This is a genomic window from Bacillus sp. UNC69MF, assembly GCF_000746035.1.
GTDB classification, from domain to species: Bacteria; Bacillota; Bacilli; order Bacillales; family Bacillaceae; genus Bacillus; species Bacillus velezensis.
In genome coordinates this window covers 1-16,358 of sequence record NZ_JQKM01000007.1, presented here as the reverse complement: position 1 = coordinate 16,358, position 16,358 = coordinate 1, and the positions used below count along the sequence as shown (strand labels likewise).

The 16,358-nt window shown below is 46.7% G+C and carries 13 protein-coding genes and 1 rRNA gene; 8 read left to right on the top strand and 6 right to left on the bottom strand.

Features of this window, described 5'->3' with window-relative positions:
* Nucleotides 1-8 precede the first annotated feature (8 nt).
* The 7 genes from BR62_RS0106565 (at nucleotide 9) to BR62_RS0106535 (ending at nucleotide 8,747) form a co-directional block, all read left to right on the top strand.
* Entirely contained in the window at nucleotides 9-1,922 is a 1,914-nt protein-coding gene (locus BR62_RS0106565) for a glycoside hydrolase family 3 protein (RefSeq protein WP_032870178.1), read from the top strand.
* Nucleotides 1,923-1,937: 15 nt separating this feature from the next.
* A complete protein-coding gene (locus BR62_RS0106560; RefSeq protein WP_032870176.1) occupies nucleotides 1,938-3,182 on the top strand; it encodes an exo-beta-N-acetylmuramidase NamZ family protein in 1,245 nt (414 codons plus the stop codon).
* 137 nt (nucleotides 3,183-3,319) lie between these two features.
* A complete protein-coding gene (btr, locus tag BR62_RS0106555) occupies nucleotides 3,320-4,915 on the top strand; it encodes a bacillibactin transport transcriptional regulator Btr (RefSeq protein WP_015239053.1) in 1,596 nt (531 codons plus the stop codon).
* A gap of 87 nt (nucleotides 4,916-5,002) precedes the next feature.
* Nucleotides 5,003-5,959 carry an ABC transporter substrate-binding protein gene (locus tag BR62_RS0106550; protein ID WP_003156778.1) on the top strand — a complete coding sequence of 319 codons (957 nt, stop codon included), beginning with the start codon at nucleotides 5,003-5,005 and terminating at the stop codon, nucleotides 5,957-5,959.
* Between the two features lie 19 nt (nucleotides 5,960-5,978).
* Nucleotides 5,979-6,986, top strand: a complete 1,008-nt coding sequence (locus BR62_RS0106545) for a FecCD family ABC transporter permease (RefSeq protein ID WP_007408022.1) — start codon at nucleotides 5,979-5,981, stop codon at nucleotides 6,984-6,986.
* 1 nt (nucleotide 6,987) lies between these two features.
* A complete protein-coding gene (gene feuC, locus BR62_RS0106540) occupies nucleotides 6,988-7,998 on the top strand; it encodes an iron ABC transporter permease FeuC (protein ID WP_032870282.1) in 1,011 nt (336 codons plus the stop codon).
* Nucleotides 7,995-8,747, top strand: coding sequence for an alpha/beta hydrolase (locus tag BR62_RS0106535; protein WP_032870174.1), 753 nt, complete (start codon nucleotides 7,995-7,997; stop codon nucleotides 8,745-8,747). Before feuC ends, BR62_RS0106535 begins: the two co-directional genes overlap by 4 nt.
* On the opposite strand, the gene BR62_RS0106530 is transcribed toward BR62_RS0106535, so the two are convergent.
* From BR62_RS0106530 to BR62_RS0106510, 5 genes are all read right to left on the bottom strand, one after another.
* Nucleotides 8,736-9,677, bottom strand: a complete 942-nt coding sequence (locus tag BR62_RS0106530) for a bile acid:sodium symporter family protein (RefSeq protein WP_094031904.1) — start codon at nucleotides 9,675-9,677, stop codon at nucleotides 8,736-8,738. The genes BR62_RS0106535 and BR62_RS0106530 overlap by 12 nt on opposite strands.
* A gap of 150 nt (nucleotides 9,678-9,827) precedes the next feature.
* Nucleotides 9,828-11,261: a SulP family inorganic anion transporter gene (locus BR62_RS0106525; RefSeq protein WP_014720647.1), complete on the bottom strand. Its 1,434-nt coding sequence runs from the start codon at nucleotides 11,259-11,261 to the stop codon at nucleotides 9,828-9,830.
* A gap of 231 nt (nucleotides 11,262-11,492) precedes the next feature.
* Complete coding sequence (locus BR62_RS0106520; RefSeq protein ID WP_032870171.1) at nucleotides 11,493-12,539, bottom strand: zinc-dependent alcohol dehydrogenase; 1,047 nt, start codon at nucleotides 12,537-12,539, stop codon at nucleotides 11,493-11,495.
* Nucleotides 12,514-13,464: an inositol monophosphatase family protein gene (locus tag BR62_RS0106515; RefSeq protein ID WP_032870169.1), complete on the bottom strand. Its 951-nt coding sequence runs from the start codon at nucleotides 13,462-13,464 to the stop codon at nucleotides 12,514-12,516. Before BR62_RS0106515 ends, BR62_RS0106520 begins: the two co-directional genes overlap by 26 nt.
* Nucleotides 13,461-14,729 carry an aspartate aminotransferase family protein gene (locus tag BR62_RS0106510; protein ID WP_007408029.1) on the bottom strand — a complete coding sequence of 423 codons (1,269 nt, stop codon included), beginning with the start codon at nucleotides 14,727-14,729 and terminating at the stop codon, nucleotides 13,461-13,463. Before BR62_RS0106510 ends, BR62_RS0106515 begins: the two co-directional genes overlap by 4 nt.
* Before the next feature lie 228 nt (nucleotides 14,730-14,957).
* On the opposite strand from BR62_RS0106510, the gene BR62_RS0106505 reads away from it, so the two are divergent.
* Nucleotides 14,958-16,169 (top strand): MFS transporter, encoded by a 1,212-nt coding sequence (locus BR62_RS0106505; RefSeq protein ID WP_170919562.1) that lies wholly within the window; start codon nucleotides 14,958-14,960, stop codon nucleotides 16,167-16,169.
* A gap of 95 nt (nucleotides 16,170-16,264) precedes the next feature.
* Here BR62_RS0106505 and rrf read toward each other — a convergent pair.
* Nucleotides 16,265-16,358: ribosomal RNA gene (rrf, locus tag BR62_RS18885) — 5S ribosomal RNA — on the bottom strand; the annotation flags it as partial.

The following is a 16,358-nucleotide window of genomic DNA, read 5'->3' as shown; positions in this document are numbered from 1 at the left end:
GCACCATCATGAAACTTGGCATCTCAGCTGTATTACTGTTGTTCATTGTTTTCGGCACGCATCATGCATCGACAAAACCGGACATTCCGTCACAGGCGGAACAAGCGGTATCCCGTATGACATTAGATGAAAAATTAGGGCAGATGCTCATGCCTGATTTTCGCAATTGGCAAAAAAAGGGGCAGTCATCACCTGAGGCTCTTACCAAAATGAATGACGAAGTCGCAGGGCTTATTCAAAAGTACCGGTTCGGCGGCGTTATCTTATTTGCAGAAAATGTAAAAAGCACTGAGCAAACGGTACGCCTGACAGATGCCTTTCAAAAGGCGAGCCCTGACATTCCGCTATTATTAAGCATTGATCAGGAGGGCGGCATCGTAACTAGACTTGGTGAGGGCACTCATTTCCCAGGCAATATGGCGCTCGGAGCCGCTAGAAAAACAGCCTACGCGTCCCAGACCGGCGCCATTATCGGGAAAGAACTGAAAGCACTGGGCATTAATACGAACTTCGCTCCCGTTCTCGATATCAATAATAATCCCGGAAACCCTGTCATCGGCGTCAGGTCGTTCAGTTCAGACCGAGATCTGACAGCTTCACTCGGTCTTGCCTCAATGAAGGCTCAGCAAAAGCAGGATGTCGCTGCCGCCGTCAAACATTTCCCGGGACACGGCGACACGGATGTCGACAGCCACTACGGCCTTCCGCTTGTCACCCACAATCAAGAAAGGCTGCGTCAGATTGAACTTTATCCGTTCCGGAAGGCCATTCAGGCCGGAGCTGATATGATCATGACAGCCCATGTGCAATTTCCCGCGTTTGACGATACAACCTATAAAAGCAAGCTGGACGGTTCAGACATCCTCGTACCCGCCACGCTCTCGAAAAAAGTGATGACTCATCTTCTCCGTGAGGAAATGGGCTTTAACGGCGTCATCGTCACGGATGCATTAAATATGAAAGCCATTGCCGATCATTTCGGCCAGGAAGAGGCGGTCGTCATGGCCGTAAAAGCAGGCGTCGATATTGCCCTGATGCCGGCCCAAGTGACATCGCTGCAAACGGAAAACCGCTTTGCCCGGGTTCATTCCGCTTTAAAAAAGGCGGTACAAAAAGGGGATATTCCGCTGCAGCAAATTAACAAATCGGCGGAACGCATCATTTCCCTGAAAATAAAACGAGGGATATATCCCGCACCGAAAGAGACAAATCTGAAAAAGAAGATTGCAAAAGCAAAGAAAACCGTCGGCAGCAAAAATCACCTGAAAGCTGAAAAACAAATCGCGGAAAGGTCCGTCACCGTCTTACAAAACAAAAACCGCACCCTCCCATTCAAACCGAAAAAGAACAGCCGCGTTCTCATTGCCGCTCCATATGAAGATCAAACAGCGTCAATGGAACAAACCATTCGGCAGCTCATCAAAAAGAAAAAAATCCGGCCGGTAACCATCAGTAAAATGAACTTCGCCGAGCGTACATTTCATGATGAACACAAAAAGCAGATATCTGACTCTGATTACGTGATTACAGGCTCATATGTTGTGAAAAATGATCCTGTCGTAAACGACGGCGTGATTGACGATTCCGTCACAGATCCCGGCAAGTGGACGACTGCATTTCCGCGGGCCGTCATGAAAGCCGCACAATCGAACCAAAAACCCTTTGTGCTGATGAGCCTGCGTAATCCATATGACGCTGCGAACTTTGAAGAAGCTGAAGCCCTTATCGCAGTCTACGGCTTTAAAGGATATACAGACGGACAATTTCTCCAGCCAAACATTCCGGCAGGTATTGAAGCGATATTCGGACAGACAACACCGCAAGGCAGGCTGCCCGCTGACATTCCTTCCGTCACGCATCCGGGAACGACACTGTATCCTTATGGTTTCGGTATCAATCTGAAGACCGGAAAACCGCTTTAAACAGGAGGACTGATCATGAAAACACAAACGGCTGCGCTTCTTGCCGGATTAGTCGTCATCAGTGCCATGACGGCAGTCTCGGCGGCTTCTGACAGAAACCTTCATACCGCCAAGAAACCAAGCATCCAAACAGGTATCGACCGCCTGCTGAAAGATTATAAACAGGAACTGAAGGGAAAAAGGGTCGGGCTGATCACCAACCCGACCGGTGTGAACAATTCATTGAAAAGCAGTGTTGACGTGCTGTATGAGGCACCAGACATCCACTTGACGGCATTATTCGGACCGGAGCACGGTGTCCGCGGCGATGCTCAGGCCGGAGACAAAGTCACATCCTATATAGACGAAAAAACAGGGCTTCCCGTCTACAGCCTGTACGGGGAAAGGAGGAAACCGACGCCTGACATGCTGAAAGATACAGATGTGCTGATTTTCGATATTCAGGATGTCGGAACGCGATACTACACCTACATTTATACAATGGCCTATGCCATGGAAGCGGCAAAAGAAAAAGGCATTCCTTTTTATGTATTGGACCGGCCGAATCCGCAAGGCGGACGAAATCCGGATGGCCCGGTTCTTGAACCGGATTACGCTTCATTTGTCGGACTGTATCCGATCCCGCTGAAGCACGGCATGACGATCGGTGAGCTTGCTCTTTTATTCAATAAAGAGTTTCATATTGGCGCCGACCTAACCGTCGTAAAAATGAAGCGCTGGAAGCGGACGATGACGATTGAAGATACCGGTCTGCCGTTCGTCCTCCCTTCGCCTAATATCCCGACCCCGGACAGCATATTCGCATATTCGGCGACAGGACTAATCGAAGGCACAAACGTATCCGAAGGAAGGGGCACGACAAAGCCGTTTGAACTGATCGGCGCGCCTTATATGAAAAACACCGAGCTCGAAGAACGCCTGAACAGTCTCAAGCTTCCGGGTGTCACCTTCAGAGCCGCATCATTTATCCCCAGCTTTTCCAAGCACCAGGGCAAACTGTGCCACGGCGTACAAGTCTACGTAACAAACAGAAACACATTTGAAGCGGCAAAAACAGGGCTTTCCATTCTGAAAACCATGCATGACTTATATCCGAATGACTTTTCATTCTTGCCGACAGGCTCTTTTGACAAGTTGATCGGTAACGGCTGGGTACGCAAAAAAATAGAAAAAGGCGCTTCCATTGAAGACATCACCGGCACATATCAACGCCGGCTGGACCAATTCAAAACTATAAGAAAACAATACCTCATATACTGACAACATTCGTGTTACACGTGTAACATTTTGACGCATTTCACATTTCCGCTTTTTATAGGAAAACATTCATTTATTTGGTACAATTTAAATGATAACAGTTATCATTTAAATGAATGTTTCCTAAAAGGTGGTTTCTCATGAAAAACACATTATTCTTTCAGCCCATTGATATCATCTCCGTAAAAAAAACAGCCGACCTTCTGTCAGAGCATCAGCTCACTGATTCCCCCGTATTGATCTTTCATGTGAAAGGCGAGGGACAAATTGATATCGGAACAGACAGCTTTCCGCTGCAGAAGGAAACGCTCTACATCTGTCCTTGTGATGAGACATTCAATATTGCCCCTATACCGTCAGGCGGCATCCATTTGTATATCGTCAGACTCCGTGTTTTCTCCTATTCATCAGATGATGAAGCGATGCTTCCGGATAACGGGGAAGACATCTTCCACGGACTTCAGCAAATGAATTTACAAACGGTTGATCATTTGACAAGCCGGCTTCAGTCACTTTCTGAAAACGTGCGATCGGCAGATGCATTGCAGAAAATGAAATATACAGCCGACTTTCAGCAGCTGATGTACGACCTATATGCCGCAAAAGTATGCCATCAAAATAATACGAAAGCGGCGATCGAACAGACAAAACAATTCATACATGCTCAGTCCGACACAAAAATCACGCTCACCCAGCTCGCTCATATGGCGGGAATCAGTCCCAAGCATTACAGTGAAACCTTTAAAAAACTATACGGGCAGAGCGTAACTGAATATATCACAGACATCCGCATAACCAATGCGAAAAAACTGATGGCCAAGGCAAACTGCAAACTGCGGGAAATCGCTCATCAAATCGGCTACCAAGACGAATTTTATTTCAGCCGCATCTTTAAAAAACATACCGGCAGCTCACCTACAAGCTATATGAAAAAAAGGCGCACAAAAATGGCCGCGTACGGAAAAGAAACGATGGGGCATCTGATTCCTCTGCATCACGTGCCTTATGCTGCGGCGCTGCACCCGAAATGGACGGCCTATTATTACAAACAATTCTCTTCCGATATTCCGGTTCACCTGAGTGCTTACCGCTATAATGCAAATTGGGAAGAGAACCTGCACACGCTTTCCCAAGCTGCCCCGGACATCATTTTCAGTCTTGATTCTGTCAGTGAAGAAGAAAAACAGCGCCTGAATGACATCACTGAAGTTTTTTACCTTCCGGCTCAAGAGAATTGGAGAGACCAGTTTCTTCGCACAGCCGCATATTTGAATGAAGAGCAGGAAGCGCGGCACTGGCTTAAAGCTTATCAAAGTCTCGCCCATTCAGCGAAAGATGCTCTGAAACACGTGCGGCATCAGCGGTTCTTATTTGTCCGTGTATATAAAGAAAATATGTACATCGCCCATAACAACAGTATTGAGGATGTCTTCTTCGGTGATTTAGGCTTTGCCTCCGCAAAACCGGAATCTTTTGCTCCTGACGAAAAGATTTCCTTGGACATGCTGGCGGATTGCCAGGCTGACTGCATCATGCTTTTCACTTGTAAAGAACCGGAAACGCTTCGTTATTTTCAGCGGATTCAGCAGACCGGGATATGGCAGAACCTTAGAGCTGTCAGCAATAAACGCGTGTTTCCCATATCATCTGACCCGTGGATTGAATATTCTCCAAACGGACATCAGCGGATAATCGAGCAAAGCATTTCCATTTTATCCGAAGATCGTCCATGGTAATGCCGGAAATTATCCATGGTCTTATCCCTGTTCATTCTCTATAATTCCAATTGATAATAGTTATCAATTGAACAGGAGGAACAATAGATGAAGAAATTGGCATTCGCTTTCATGATTTTGCTTTTGGCTTTCACGGCCGCGGCTTGCGGAAGCTCAGAAACATCTGATACAGCAAGTAAAGGAAAGGACGCTTCTTCAGATAAAAAGAAAATCGAATATCTCGGAAAAACATATGAAGTCAAAGCGCCGACTGACAAAATCGCCATTACAGGCAGCGTAGAATCAATGGAAGACGCCAAATTGCTTGACGTTCATCCGGCAGGAGCAATTTCTTTCTCCGGCAAATTCCCGGAACTGTTTAAAGATATTACAGATAAATCCGTATCTACGGGAGAAAAAATGCAGCCGAATATGGAAAAAATTCTTGAGCTGCAGCCGGACGTCATTCTGGCATCAACCAAATTCCCGGAAAAAACGTTGAAAAAATTGAGCGGCACCGCTGAAACGATCCCTGTCTCTCATATCTCATCAAACTGGAAAGAAAACATGATGCTGCTCGCCCAGCTTACAGATAAAGAGAAAAAAGCGAAAAAAATCATCGCAGATTACGAACAGGACCTGAAAAAGACAAAAACAAAGATCAACAGCAAAGCGAAACAGTCAAACGCGCTGGTCATCAGAATCAGACAAGGCAATATTTATATTTATCCTGAACAAGTATATTTCAACTCCACGCTTTACGGTGATTTAGGCCTGAAGGCGCCGGACGAAGTCAAAGCGGCGAAAGCGCAGGAACTGATTTCTCTTGAAAAATTAAGCGAAATGAACCCTGACCATATCTTCGTACAATTCTCTGATGACGAAAACGCAGATAAGCCGGACGCTTTGAAAGACTTAGAGAAAAATCCGATCTGGAAGAGCCTGAAGGCAGTCAAAAAAGACCATGTATACGTCAATACGATTGATCCATTAGCCCAAGGCGGAACCGCGTGGAGTAAAATCAGCTTCTTACAGGTTGCGGCTGACAAATTGACTCAAGACTAATAAAGAGTAGGTTTTTCACATGTATGCAAAACGGCGGACACACATGATTATCATTGCTTCACCGATTGCCATTGTTCTGTCACTGCTGCTTTCCGTTTTATACGGCGCAAAGCAGCTTGACATCCATACCGTGTTCTCCGCATTGCTGCACTTTAATCCGGAGAATACCGACCATCAGATCATATGGCATTCAAGAATCCCGAGGGCTGCCGGCGCTATGTTTATCGGCGCCGCCCTTGCTGTTTCCGGAGCGCTCATGCAGGGAATCACACGGAACTATCTGGCCTCGCCTTCGATCATGGGTGTGTCGGACGGCTCCGCTTTTATCATCACCCTTTGCATGGTATTGCTCCCTCAATCGACATCCATTGAAATGATCATATACTCGTTTATCGGTTCCGCATTCGGCGCCGCTCTTGTTTTCGGGCTGGCCTCCATTCTTCCCGGCGGTTTTACCCCGGTGCAGCTTGCCATCATCGGAACGGTGACCAGTATGCTTCTCAGCAGTCTGTCGGCTGCGCTTTCGATTTATTTTCAAATTTCGCAGGATCTCAGTTTTTGGTACAGTGCGAGACTGCATCAAATGAACCCTGATTTTTTGAAACTGGCCGTCCCGTTTTTTGCGATCGGAATCATCACGGCCATGATTCTCAGCAAAAAGGTCACTGCCGTATCATTAGGAGACGACATTTCAAAAAGTCTGGGACAGCAGAAAAGAACCATCAAACTCATGGCGATGGCGGCCGTTGTCATATTGACCGGAAGCTCGGTGGCACTCGCCGGAAAAATTGCATTTGTCGGTTTGGTCGTTCCGCACATCACACGTTTTCTCGTCGGATCGGACTACAGCAGGCTGATCCCATGCGCGTGCATCATCGGCGGCGTCTTCCTGACCCTTTGCGATCTTGCCAGCCGATTCATCAATTATCCGTTTGAGACGCCTATTGAAGTTGTCACTTCTATCATCGGTGTTCCTTTCTTTCTTTATTTGATTAAAAGAAAAGGAGGGGATCAGCGTGGTGCGTAAAATGGCCGGAATTTATATCATTCTGATTGCTCTCATATTGCTCGTAAGCTATTTCAGCATGACAAGCGGTTCTTTTTCCGCAAAGCCGGGTGAACTGCTCAGTACCCTTTTCCGCATCCATCCGAATCCGCAATATGATATTTTGCTGTTTCAGCTGAGGCTGCCGCGCATTGTCATGGCTGCTGCCATCGGGCTCGGATTGGGGATAGCCGGAGCCGTTATTCAGGCCATTACCAAAAACGGTCTTGCCGATCCCGGTATTTTGGGCATTAATGCAGGAGCCGGAGCCGGAATCGTCACGTTTATGCTTCTGTTTCAGGGACAATCTGAAGCGACGGCACTTGCCTCTGCGATGGGTATGCCTGTCTTCGGCCTCATCGGAGGATTGATGGCGGCCGTGCTGATCTATATTTTCGCCTGGCACCGGGGGCATCTGGAATCGGGCAGAATTATTCTCGTCGGGATCGCCATGAATTCTGGATTCAGCGCGCTGTCTTTATTTCTTTCATTAAAAATGGACCCGCAGGATTATGAGATGGCGATGGTTTGGAAAAACGGCAGCATCTGGTCGGCAAACTGGATGACCATTACGGCGATCCTTCCGTGGCTGATCGTGTTCATTCCTCTGCTTATGGCGAAAACGTCATTGCTGGATACCATTCGTTTCGATGAGGACACGGTGAAAAGCCTCGGTGTTTCAACCAATAAAGAAAAAACGATTTTACTCATTGCCTGCATCGCTTTGATCAGCGCATGTGTAACCGCAGCGGGCAGCATGGCATTTGTCGGACTGATCGCGCCCCATATTTCCCGCAGGCTCGCCGGGATTGAGCACAGATACTCATTACCGGTCAGCGGATTGGTCGGTATGCTCCTCGTCATATCCGCCGACTTTGCGGGCAAATTGTTCTTTCAGCCTTCAGAAGTGCCGGCGGGAATTATTCTTGCGATTCTCGGCGTTCCTTATTTCTTTTTTCTTCTGTTTAAGCAAAAGAAGGGGCTGGATGCATGAGAGGCACCCTTACAGAACACCGGATAAACGGAAAGGAATGCACTGTGTATCTTCCTCCCTCCTATTCGGTTCAAACAGGGGCTTTACCCTGTGTGTACGTACTGGACGGGGGTTCTTTGTTTTTAGAACAGATGGATAAGCTTGAATCCCAATTTGCGAACGGAACACTTCCCGAATTGATTTTCATCGGCATCAAACCGGCTGACAGGCTCGATGAGTACACGCCGTGGCCCGCGCCTTCCCTGAGCCCTGCGTTTCATGATTTCGGCGGCAAAGGGAGGCTCTTTCTCGAGGAGCTGACAAATGTCATCATTCCCACTGTTGAAGATATGCATCACATTTCTGCACATCCGGAAACGAGAGGACTGATCGGCGCGTCATTAGGCGGACTGTTTTCGATATACGCGATGCTACAAAAGCCTGAAATATTCGGCAGAATCGGTTGTATTTCCGGTTCCTTCTGGTATGAAAAATCAGCAGATTATGTCCGCTCCGCATCTTTGCGTCCGGCACGGCGGCGTATCTATATGTCTGTCGGCAGCCGCGAAGCTGAGCATAAAAACAACATCCAAAACAACATGATCCGACAAAATAAAGACGTGCATGAAAGCCTGAGGGAAAAAGGCTTTTCTCAATCTCAGCTCTCTTTCACTGTTGAAGAGGACGCCGTGCACCATCAAGAAGCATTCAAACGACAATTCAATGCAGCACTAAGCTGGCTGTACGGAAAAAACCGCTCACGTAGCTGAGCGGTTTTTTTCATACTTCATCACGACCGGCTTAAGTTCAAAGCGTCTCAGCAAATAGCCGAACAAAGCTGCAAGGATTTGCTGAAAAAGCATCCCGATGACGACCGGAACCGCCACTTGAGACGGAAAAAAAGACACGGCGAGAACGGCTCCAGCGCTGATATTGCGCATGCCCCCCGTATAAATCAGAGACACAATTTCATCCTGGCTCCGCTTCATCAGCCTTCCGATCAGCCATGCCACGGCATAACCCGTCATGGCAATAAAAAATACCATGCCTGCGATGCCCGCAAATTTGATATCCACGTGCGTGACATACGGCGCGATTTCCGAACTGTTAATGGCAATGACAATCATCAGACAGATTTTTGAAAAAGGAGACAGCGACCGGCTTATTGCCTGAGTCCTTACCGGCGGGGAAAACTGGTTGACTATCATCCCTGCGATGGATGGAATCACCACCATCTCCGCCAGCCCTTTCATCATTCCCCACACATCCATCTGAACATTCGCCCCGGCCAGGACAGACAGGCTTAACGGTACGATAAAAGGAGAAAGCACGGTATCAACCAGGATAATAGACAGCGTCAATCCGACATTCCCCTTATACATCGCAGCCCAAATCAAACTCGTAATTCCCGTCGGAATCACCACACCCATAATCAGCCCCGTCACAGTTAAAGGGTCACCGCTGAAAATCAGATGACCGCTTCCCCATGCAAAAACAGGCATGAAAATATGCAGAACAAACAATGCCATGATCATCGGGAGCGGCTTCTCGATACTGCGCTTCAGCGAATGAAAATTGGCACTCAGACTGCCCGTAAATGTAATAAATGCAAATATCCACGGCACAGCGCCGGCCATCCAGCTGATATGCTGAGATAACAGCACACCCGCCGCCACACTTGACGGAGTCAAAAGCGGCATGATTCTCCCCAACACTTGGTTCAACTTCTGAAGCCACATCATATGCAAGTCTCCTATATACGGTTTTCAAGTCTCATTCATTATAACAATGCACCCCGGCAAATTTAACCGAAAAAAAGCCCGGATATATTCATCCGGACTTCACAAATTCTATGCCATTTGTTTCATTAAATCTCGGCTTTTCTGATTTAATCCCTTTAATTCAGCCTCAATTCCGTATTCTTTACATTTGGCGACAATTTTCTCAAGAGCCGCCGCTCCCGAATCATCCCACACGTGGGCGTCGGTCAAATCAATGACAATCCGCTTCACGTCTTCATCATAAACGATGGCATTCATGAGCTCAGACACGGAAGCAAAAAAGATCTGTCCCGTTACCTTATAAGTTCTGACATCTTTCTGTTCGGAATGTGACACAATCTTCAGCTTAGAAATTTTAGCCGTAAAGAAGATCGCGCTTAATAGCACACCCGCGAAGACACCCTTTGATAAATCATTTGTCAGGACGACCGTCACGACGGTAATAACCATAACGATCGAATCAGTAAGGGGCGCTTTCCGCAAACCTTTAATCGATGACCAGTCGAACGTGCCGATGGACACCATAACCATCACGGCCACCAGCGCAGCCATCGGAATTTTCACGACGATACCGCTTAATACGGCAATTAAAAACATTAAAAACGCGCCGGCCGTAAAAGCCGATAATCGGCCGCGTCCGCCGGCTTTCGTATTAATGACAGACTGGCCGATCATGGCGCATCCGGCCATGCCTCCGAAAAATCCGTTCACAATATTGGCGATGCCTTGTCCGCGGCTTTCTTTGTTCTTATCACTATCCGTATCCGTCATTTCATCAATGATCTGGGCTGTCAGCAATGACTCAAGCAATCCGACGAATGCAAGCGCCAGAGAATACGGGAAAATAATCCGCAATGTCTCAAACGTCCACGGAACATCCGGTATCAAGAAATGCGGAAGTGAACTTGTAATCCCGCCCATATCACCGACCGTGCGGACATCCGCATGGAAGACCACCGCAATGATCGTCATGACAATAATCGCCACCAGCGGAGACGGCACAGCCGTCGTAACCTTCGGCAATAGATATATGATAGCCAGTGATCCGGCAAGCATGGCGTACATGACCCATGAAGCTCCTTTGAACTGGGGCAGCTGCGCAGAAAAAATCAAGATCGCCAAAGCATTCACAAATCCGATCATGACCGAACGCGGAATAAATTTCATCAATTTCGCTATCTTACTGACACCAAGAATAAATTGAATAATACCTGTCAAAATGGTTGCCGCAAACAAATACTGCAGCCCGTAATCAGCCACCAATGTCACCATGACAACCGCCATTGAACCCGTAGCGGCTGAAATCATTCCCGGTCTGCCGCCGAAGATAGAAATAATAATCGCAATACAAAATGATGCATAAAGGCCGACCATCGGATCGACACCTGCAATAATTGAAAATCCGATCGCCTCAGGGATCAGAGCGAGGGCAACCAGAATACCGGCCAGAATGTCTTTACGGACATTCCCGAACCATTGCTGCTGTAACGTATAATCTTTCAAATGATAACGACTCCTTTTCACTATAAAAATCCGCACCCTATCAGTTGGAAACATTGATTTTCATCTGGGGAATATGAGGCAAGCTTACGGGGAAAAAGAGGACACGCTCAGAGTATAATGTCGTTGAGGAAAGGAATTGTGAACAAAGAGTATCATATTAAACTTTAAAGAAATGTGCAAGACCGTATAAATAAGAAAAGAAAACGGCTCTCACTGGAGCCGTTTCCGCTTTTATAAAAGTTCCGGATCAGACACAAGAATCGTTTTTATTGCGCTGATATCCTTTCTTTCTTTTGTCACCGGGTCGATGCCCATGAGATGATCAATGGCTTCTTCATAATTCTTCAGTTCCGTCTTTTCCGTAATAAAATCATAGAGCTGCGGAAGGTCGGACGCGCATGCTAACGCGGCTTCCATGATCTGGCGGGCTTCACCTGTGCCCACAATCGTTACGCCGTTTGACAGCAGCTGGTACGGCCTGACCGTCATCTCATACGTATCATCAAAGCCCATCGGCACGATTCTGCCTCCCTTTTCAATAAAAGGATAAGCCCAATCAAGCTGGTTGCCGATCGCGTCAAAAATCACATCAAATTTTCTTCCTTGATTAATCCGTTTCACTTCATCCGCGGTTAATGCTTCAGGGTGGTAGACATAATCCGATATCCGGCTCGCCGCCTCGCTTCGGAAACTGCCTATTTCAGTCGCAACCGTCAATCGCGCCAGTTTTTTCACCATCATTTGCACAAGCAGTCCGATCGGTCCGGATCCCAAAACCAAGACCGAGTCCTCCGGCTGAATCGAAGCCTTGTCCACAACATTCAGCACACAGGAGAGAGGCTCAACCAATGTGGCCCGCTCCCATTCCATTGAATCCGGAATTCTGTACATGAACCTGTCTTCCCCCACGTAATATTCCGCAAACGTTCCGTGCGCCCCGATTCCGAGCTGCCAATCCTCGAAGGTTTCGCAATAACATGTCAGCCCTCTCCGGCAATAATGACATTTCCCGCAAAACTGCGTAGGATCTATCACGACGCGGTCTCCGACTTTTACATTTGTCACGTCCGGTCCGATTTCCACGACCGCTCCCACCGATTCATGCCCCATAATCATATGATGGGTTGCATTCATTTTTCCTTTCAGCACATTTAAGTCCGTTCCGCAGATACCGGTGCCGAAAATTTTCACTTTCACATCATTGGATTTCCGAATTTGAGGCTCGTCCACCTCTTGATATTCAAGCTTATCATTAGGAGTCCAGACCAACGCCTTCATATTTCTCTTCCTTTCTGCCCCAGCGAATTTGGTCTAACAATGTTTGATGAAGCTCCTTCGTTGATGCCGCAATACATGATTGCTGATTCTGATAACTTAAATCTGTCAGAAGCGTTTCGTCCAAAGACCGGCCGTACGCATCCGTAATGACCACTCCCGCCTTCTTCGCCAAAAAGACGCTTGCGGCAATATCATAAGGAAACAAATGCAGCACCTGTCCGTTCCCGACCTGCTGAAAATCTGAAAGCAGCTTCGGATCATCTTTCAGCAGACGATTGCCGATATCCACATAAGCATCCATCTGCCCCGTGATAATTCGTGAAATCGAATAAGAAGCGCTGTTGAAAACAAAAACCCCGCCATTATTGGCCGACTGGTCAATCAGATGGCCGTATGCGTCCGTCATCAGCTGCGCCGGATGCCCGTTAAATTCAAGGCTCCAAAACATATTTTTAATATCCCGCACTCCGCTCAAATTCGGCAATTCTCCATGATACCCTTCAAAATGAATGGCATCGCTGTATATATCACCGTACATATAAGCGCCTGATTTCAATTCAAGTAAAAAAGCAAATTCGATATCCTTAATCTTTGCGTTTGGTTTATACGAAGCAAGCGCAATCGAAATACACGACATTTCAAGTCCCGCGGCAGCCGGGCGCGTTCCGTCTATCGGATCTACAATTAAAATATATTGCGCATCTTCTCCAATCAGCTTCAGGCCGCCATCCTCCGTGTAAAAAGCAACCGGATGGCCCTTTTCTTGAATATAATCCAGCACCGCCTCCTCAGCAGCGGCGTCTATGTTAAATTGGGCGTCGCCTCCCGGAGAATAGCCGTTTACGAGCCGGTTTTTCAGCGTGCCTTTTTGATTTTTCACCTTTTGATAAACAAATTGTCCAAGCTCAATGATATAGTCTCTCACTTGATTTCCTCCAATAGCTTGCGAAGTCTGTAGCAGAGCACTTCGGCTTCACTAAGTGTTATGGTTAAAGGCGGACGGATTTTAAATACATTTCCGAATCCGTAACGGGATGTCCGGAGAATCAGCCCGTAATCCATTGCCCGTTTAGCAATATAATTGGTCAGCTCCACATCCGGTTCATTGTTCTCTTTAACAATCTCCACACCGATCATAAGACCGACGCCTCTTACCTCAGAAATAAAAGCGAAATCCTCTTTCATCGTTTCTAAGCGATCCATAATATAATGACCGACCGTCGTTACATTTTCCAAAAATCCCGGTCGCTGCATGATATCTATGGTTTTACAAGCGGCAGCGGCGGCCATCACATTTGAGCCGTATGTGAAGGAGTGCGTATACCCCGGAAGCCCGGTATACTTGTCCTCCGTCAGAGTGGCGGCGACTTGGAAGCCTGTGCCCCCGAGCCCCTTTGCTACCGTCATCATATTAGGTTTCACATCGAAGTGGTCCGCGGCAAACATTTTGCCCGTCCGTCCGAACCCGGTCTGAATTTCATCAAAAATCAGAGCGATATCATGTTCATCACAAAGCTTTCTCAGCTGTTTAAAATACTCTTTAGGCGGAACGACGTTTCCACCGTTTCCGGATATCGGTTCAATAATCATGGCGGCAATTTTTCCATTGCTCGCATACTCAATAAAATCATTAATTCTTTCTACGCACAGCATACCGCATGAATCAGGTTTCTGATTATAAAAACAGCGGCTGCAATAGGGATCGGGGACTTGCAGGCCAAAAGAAATTTGCGGCGGGAAAGGTTCTTTTCTGAATGAGTTGCCGGACAAAGCGGAAGTCATATACGTTTGTCCGAGGTGGCTTCGAAATAAGGAGATGACATCGGTTTTTCCGGAGTAATACTGAGCCATTTTAATAGCTCCTTCATTTGCACCGGAACCGCTGCTGACTTTAGGGTGTACTTTTGTGAGATTATCGGGGGCGATTTCTACTAGTTTTTCTGCCAGTTTATTTACGGCGTCTGTTTGAAAAGATGATGTTACATGGATGAGCTTATCGGCTTGTTCTTTAACCGTATCAATGACCTCTTTGTTACCGTATCCTAAATTCAAGTTAAACGTGGCAGAGGCGCAATCAATGTACTCATTTCCCTCTTGATCGTACAGGTAAATCCCTTCTCCGCGCTCCATTACTACATCGTCAACACTGTAATACAAGCTGTCTGGATTCGTGATTTCCTTCGTTCCCACAAATACCACCCCTATGAAATTATTAGAATTTCGCTTTTTATCGTATAAATTATTGAAAATAATGTCAACGATCTTTCTTGTAAAAAATGTTAACAATTTGTTAACGTTACCATAATGGATGTACGAGAAAAAGTTATGTGATATAGTAACAATACTTGGATTTTTTGTAAAAACATCATGTCATACGAGTAGAGAGAAATATGATTTTACCAATAAGGAGATAAAATGATGAAAACTCGTCTGCTGTGGATAAGCTGTTTTTCTTATGGATCGATTGCTTTTACACTTGTTATTCTGGGAGCCGTACTGCCTGAGTTACTCACACATTATTCACAAAGCTACAGTAATGGCGGTGTATTAGTATTCTCTCAGTTCATGGGCTTTCTCATCGGAGTTATTGGCATGCCATACATGGTGAAAAAGCTTGGGCGCAAAAACGTCGTTATCTTTGGCCTGGCACTCATCAGCTGTGAAATGTTCATCACCTTCCTGCCGCCCTGGCCGCTGCTATTTCTTCTCGTCAGCATCGCGGGGCTTGGCGCCGGATTGGTGGAATCCTGTGTAGGCACGATCATCCTCACCGCTATTAAAGAAAGACAGGCTGTGGCCATGAGCAAGATGGAAGTGGCCTACGGATTAGGTGCGCTGTTCATGCCTCTGCTCTCAGGCTTTCTTATCAACAACCACATGTGGACAATTGCTTTTTTAGTATTAGGGTTATCCAGTTTTGCACTCTTAATCGCATGGAAGCAGATGAGTTTCGGCAGTATTGATCAGCTTCTCATCCGCAAAGAGGTCTCTTCCGATGACACTAAAAAAGAAAGCACCGGTTATCGGTCACACGGATTGCTGTTTATTGCCTTGGCGGGTGCTTATTTCTTCTTTTACGGCGGCAGTGAAGTTTCCATTGTACATTTTATCCCCTCCATCTTCGCTGAGAAATGGGATATCCCCAACTCTTTGGCAACGATAACAGTTACAGTGTATTGGACGGGGATGATTATCGGTAGGTTATTAACAGGCCCGGTATCAGAAAAGCTGACATATCACCGTTATCTCCGTCTCATAAGCATTGGCGGTCTGGCTGCACTTACCGTATTAGCATTAAGCAAAAACGTATGGTTCGGTTTTGCCCTTTGCTTCTTTTTAGGGCTGTTCATGGCAGGCATGTTTGCAATAGCCCTAATCATCACGAATCATTTTTATCCCGGAAAGACAGAAACAACTACCAGTATTCTGCTCGCTTCAAACGGATTAGGAGGTTCACTCCTTCCGATCGCCGTCGGCTGGAGCTTAGATGAATATCCCGTACAAACTGCGTTCTGGCTGTTTACTGCACTGATGCTCCTTATGCTGCTGATTGTGTTCAGTTTAAGAATGCTCGAGACAATAAAGTCAAACAATCTTCAACATCACAACAGCAAAGCAAAATCAATGTAAACAAAAAAGCTAATGCCTTTCAAAGGCATTAGCTTTATATATCTATACGATCTTTCATATAAAAAACCCAGTTCATCATGAACTGGGTTAAGACAGCTTGGCGGCGTCCTACTCTCACAGGGGGAAACCCCCGACTACCATCGGCGCTGAAGAGCTTAACTTCCGTGTTCGGCATGGGAACGGGTGTGA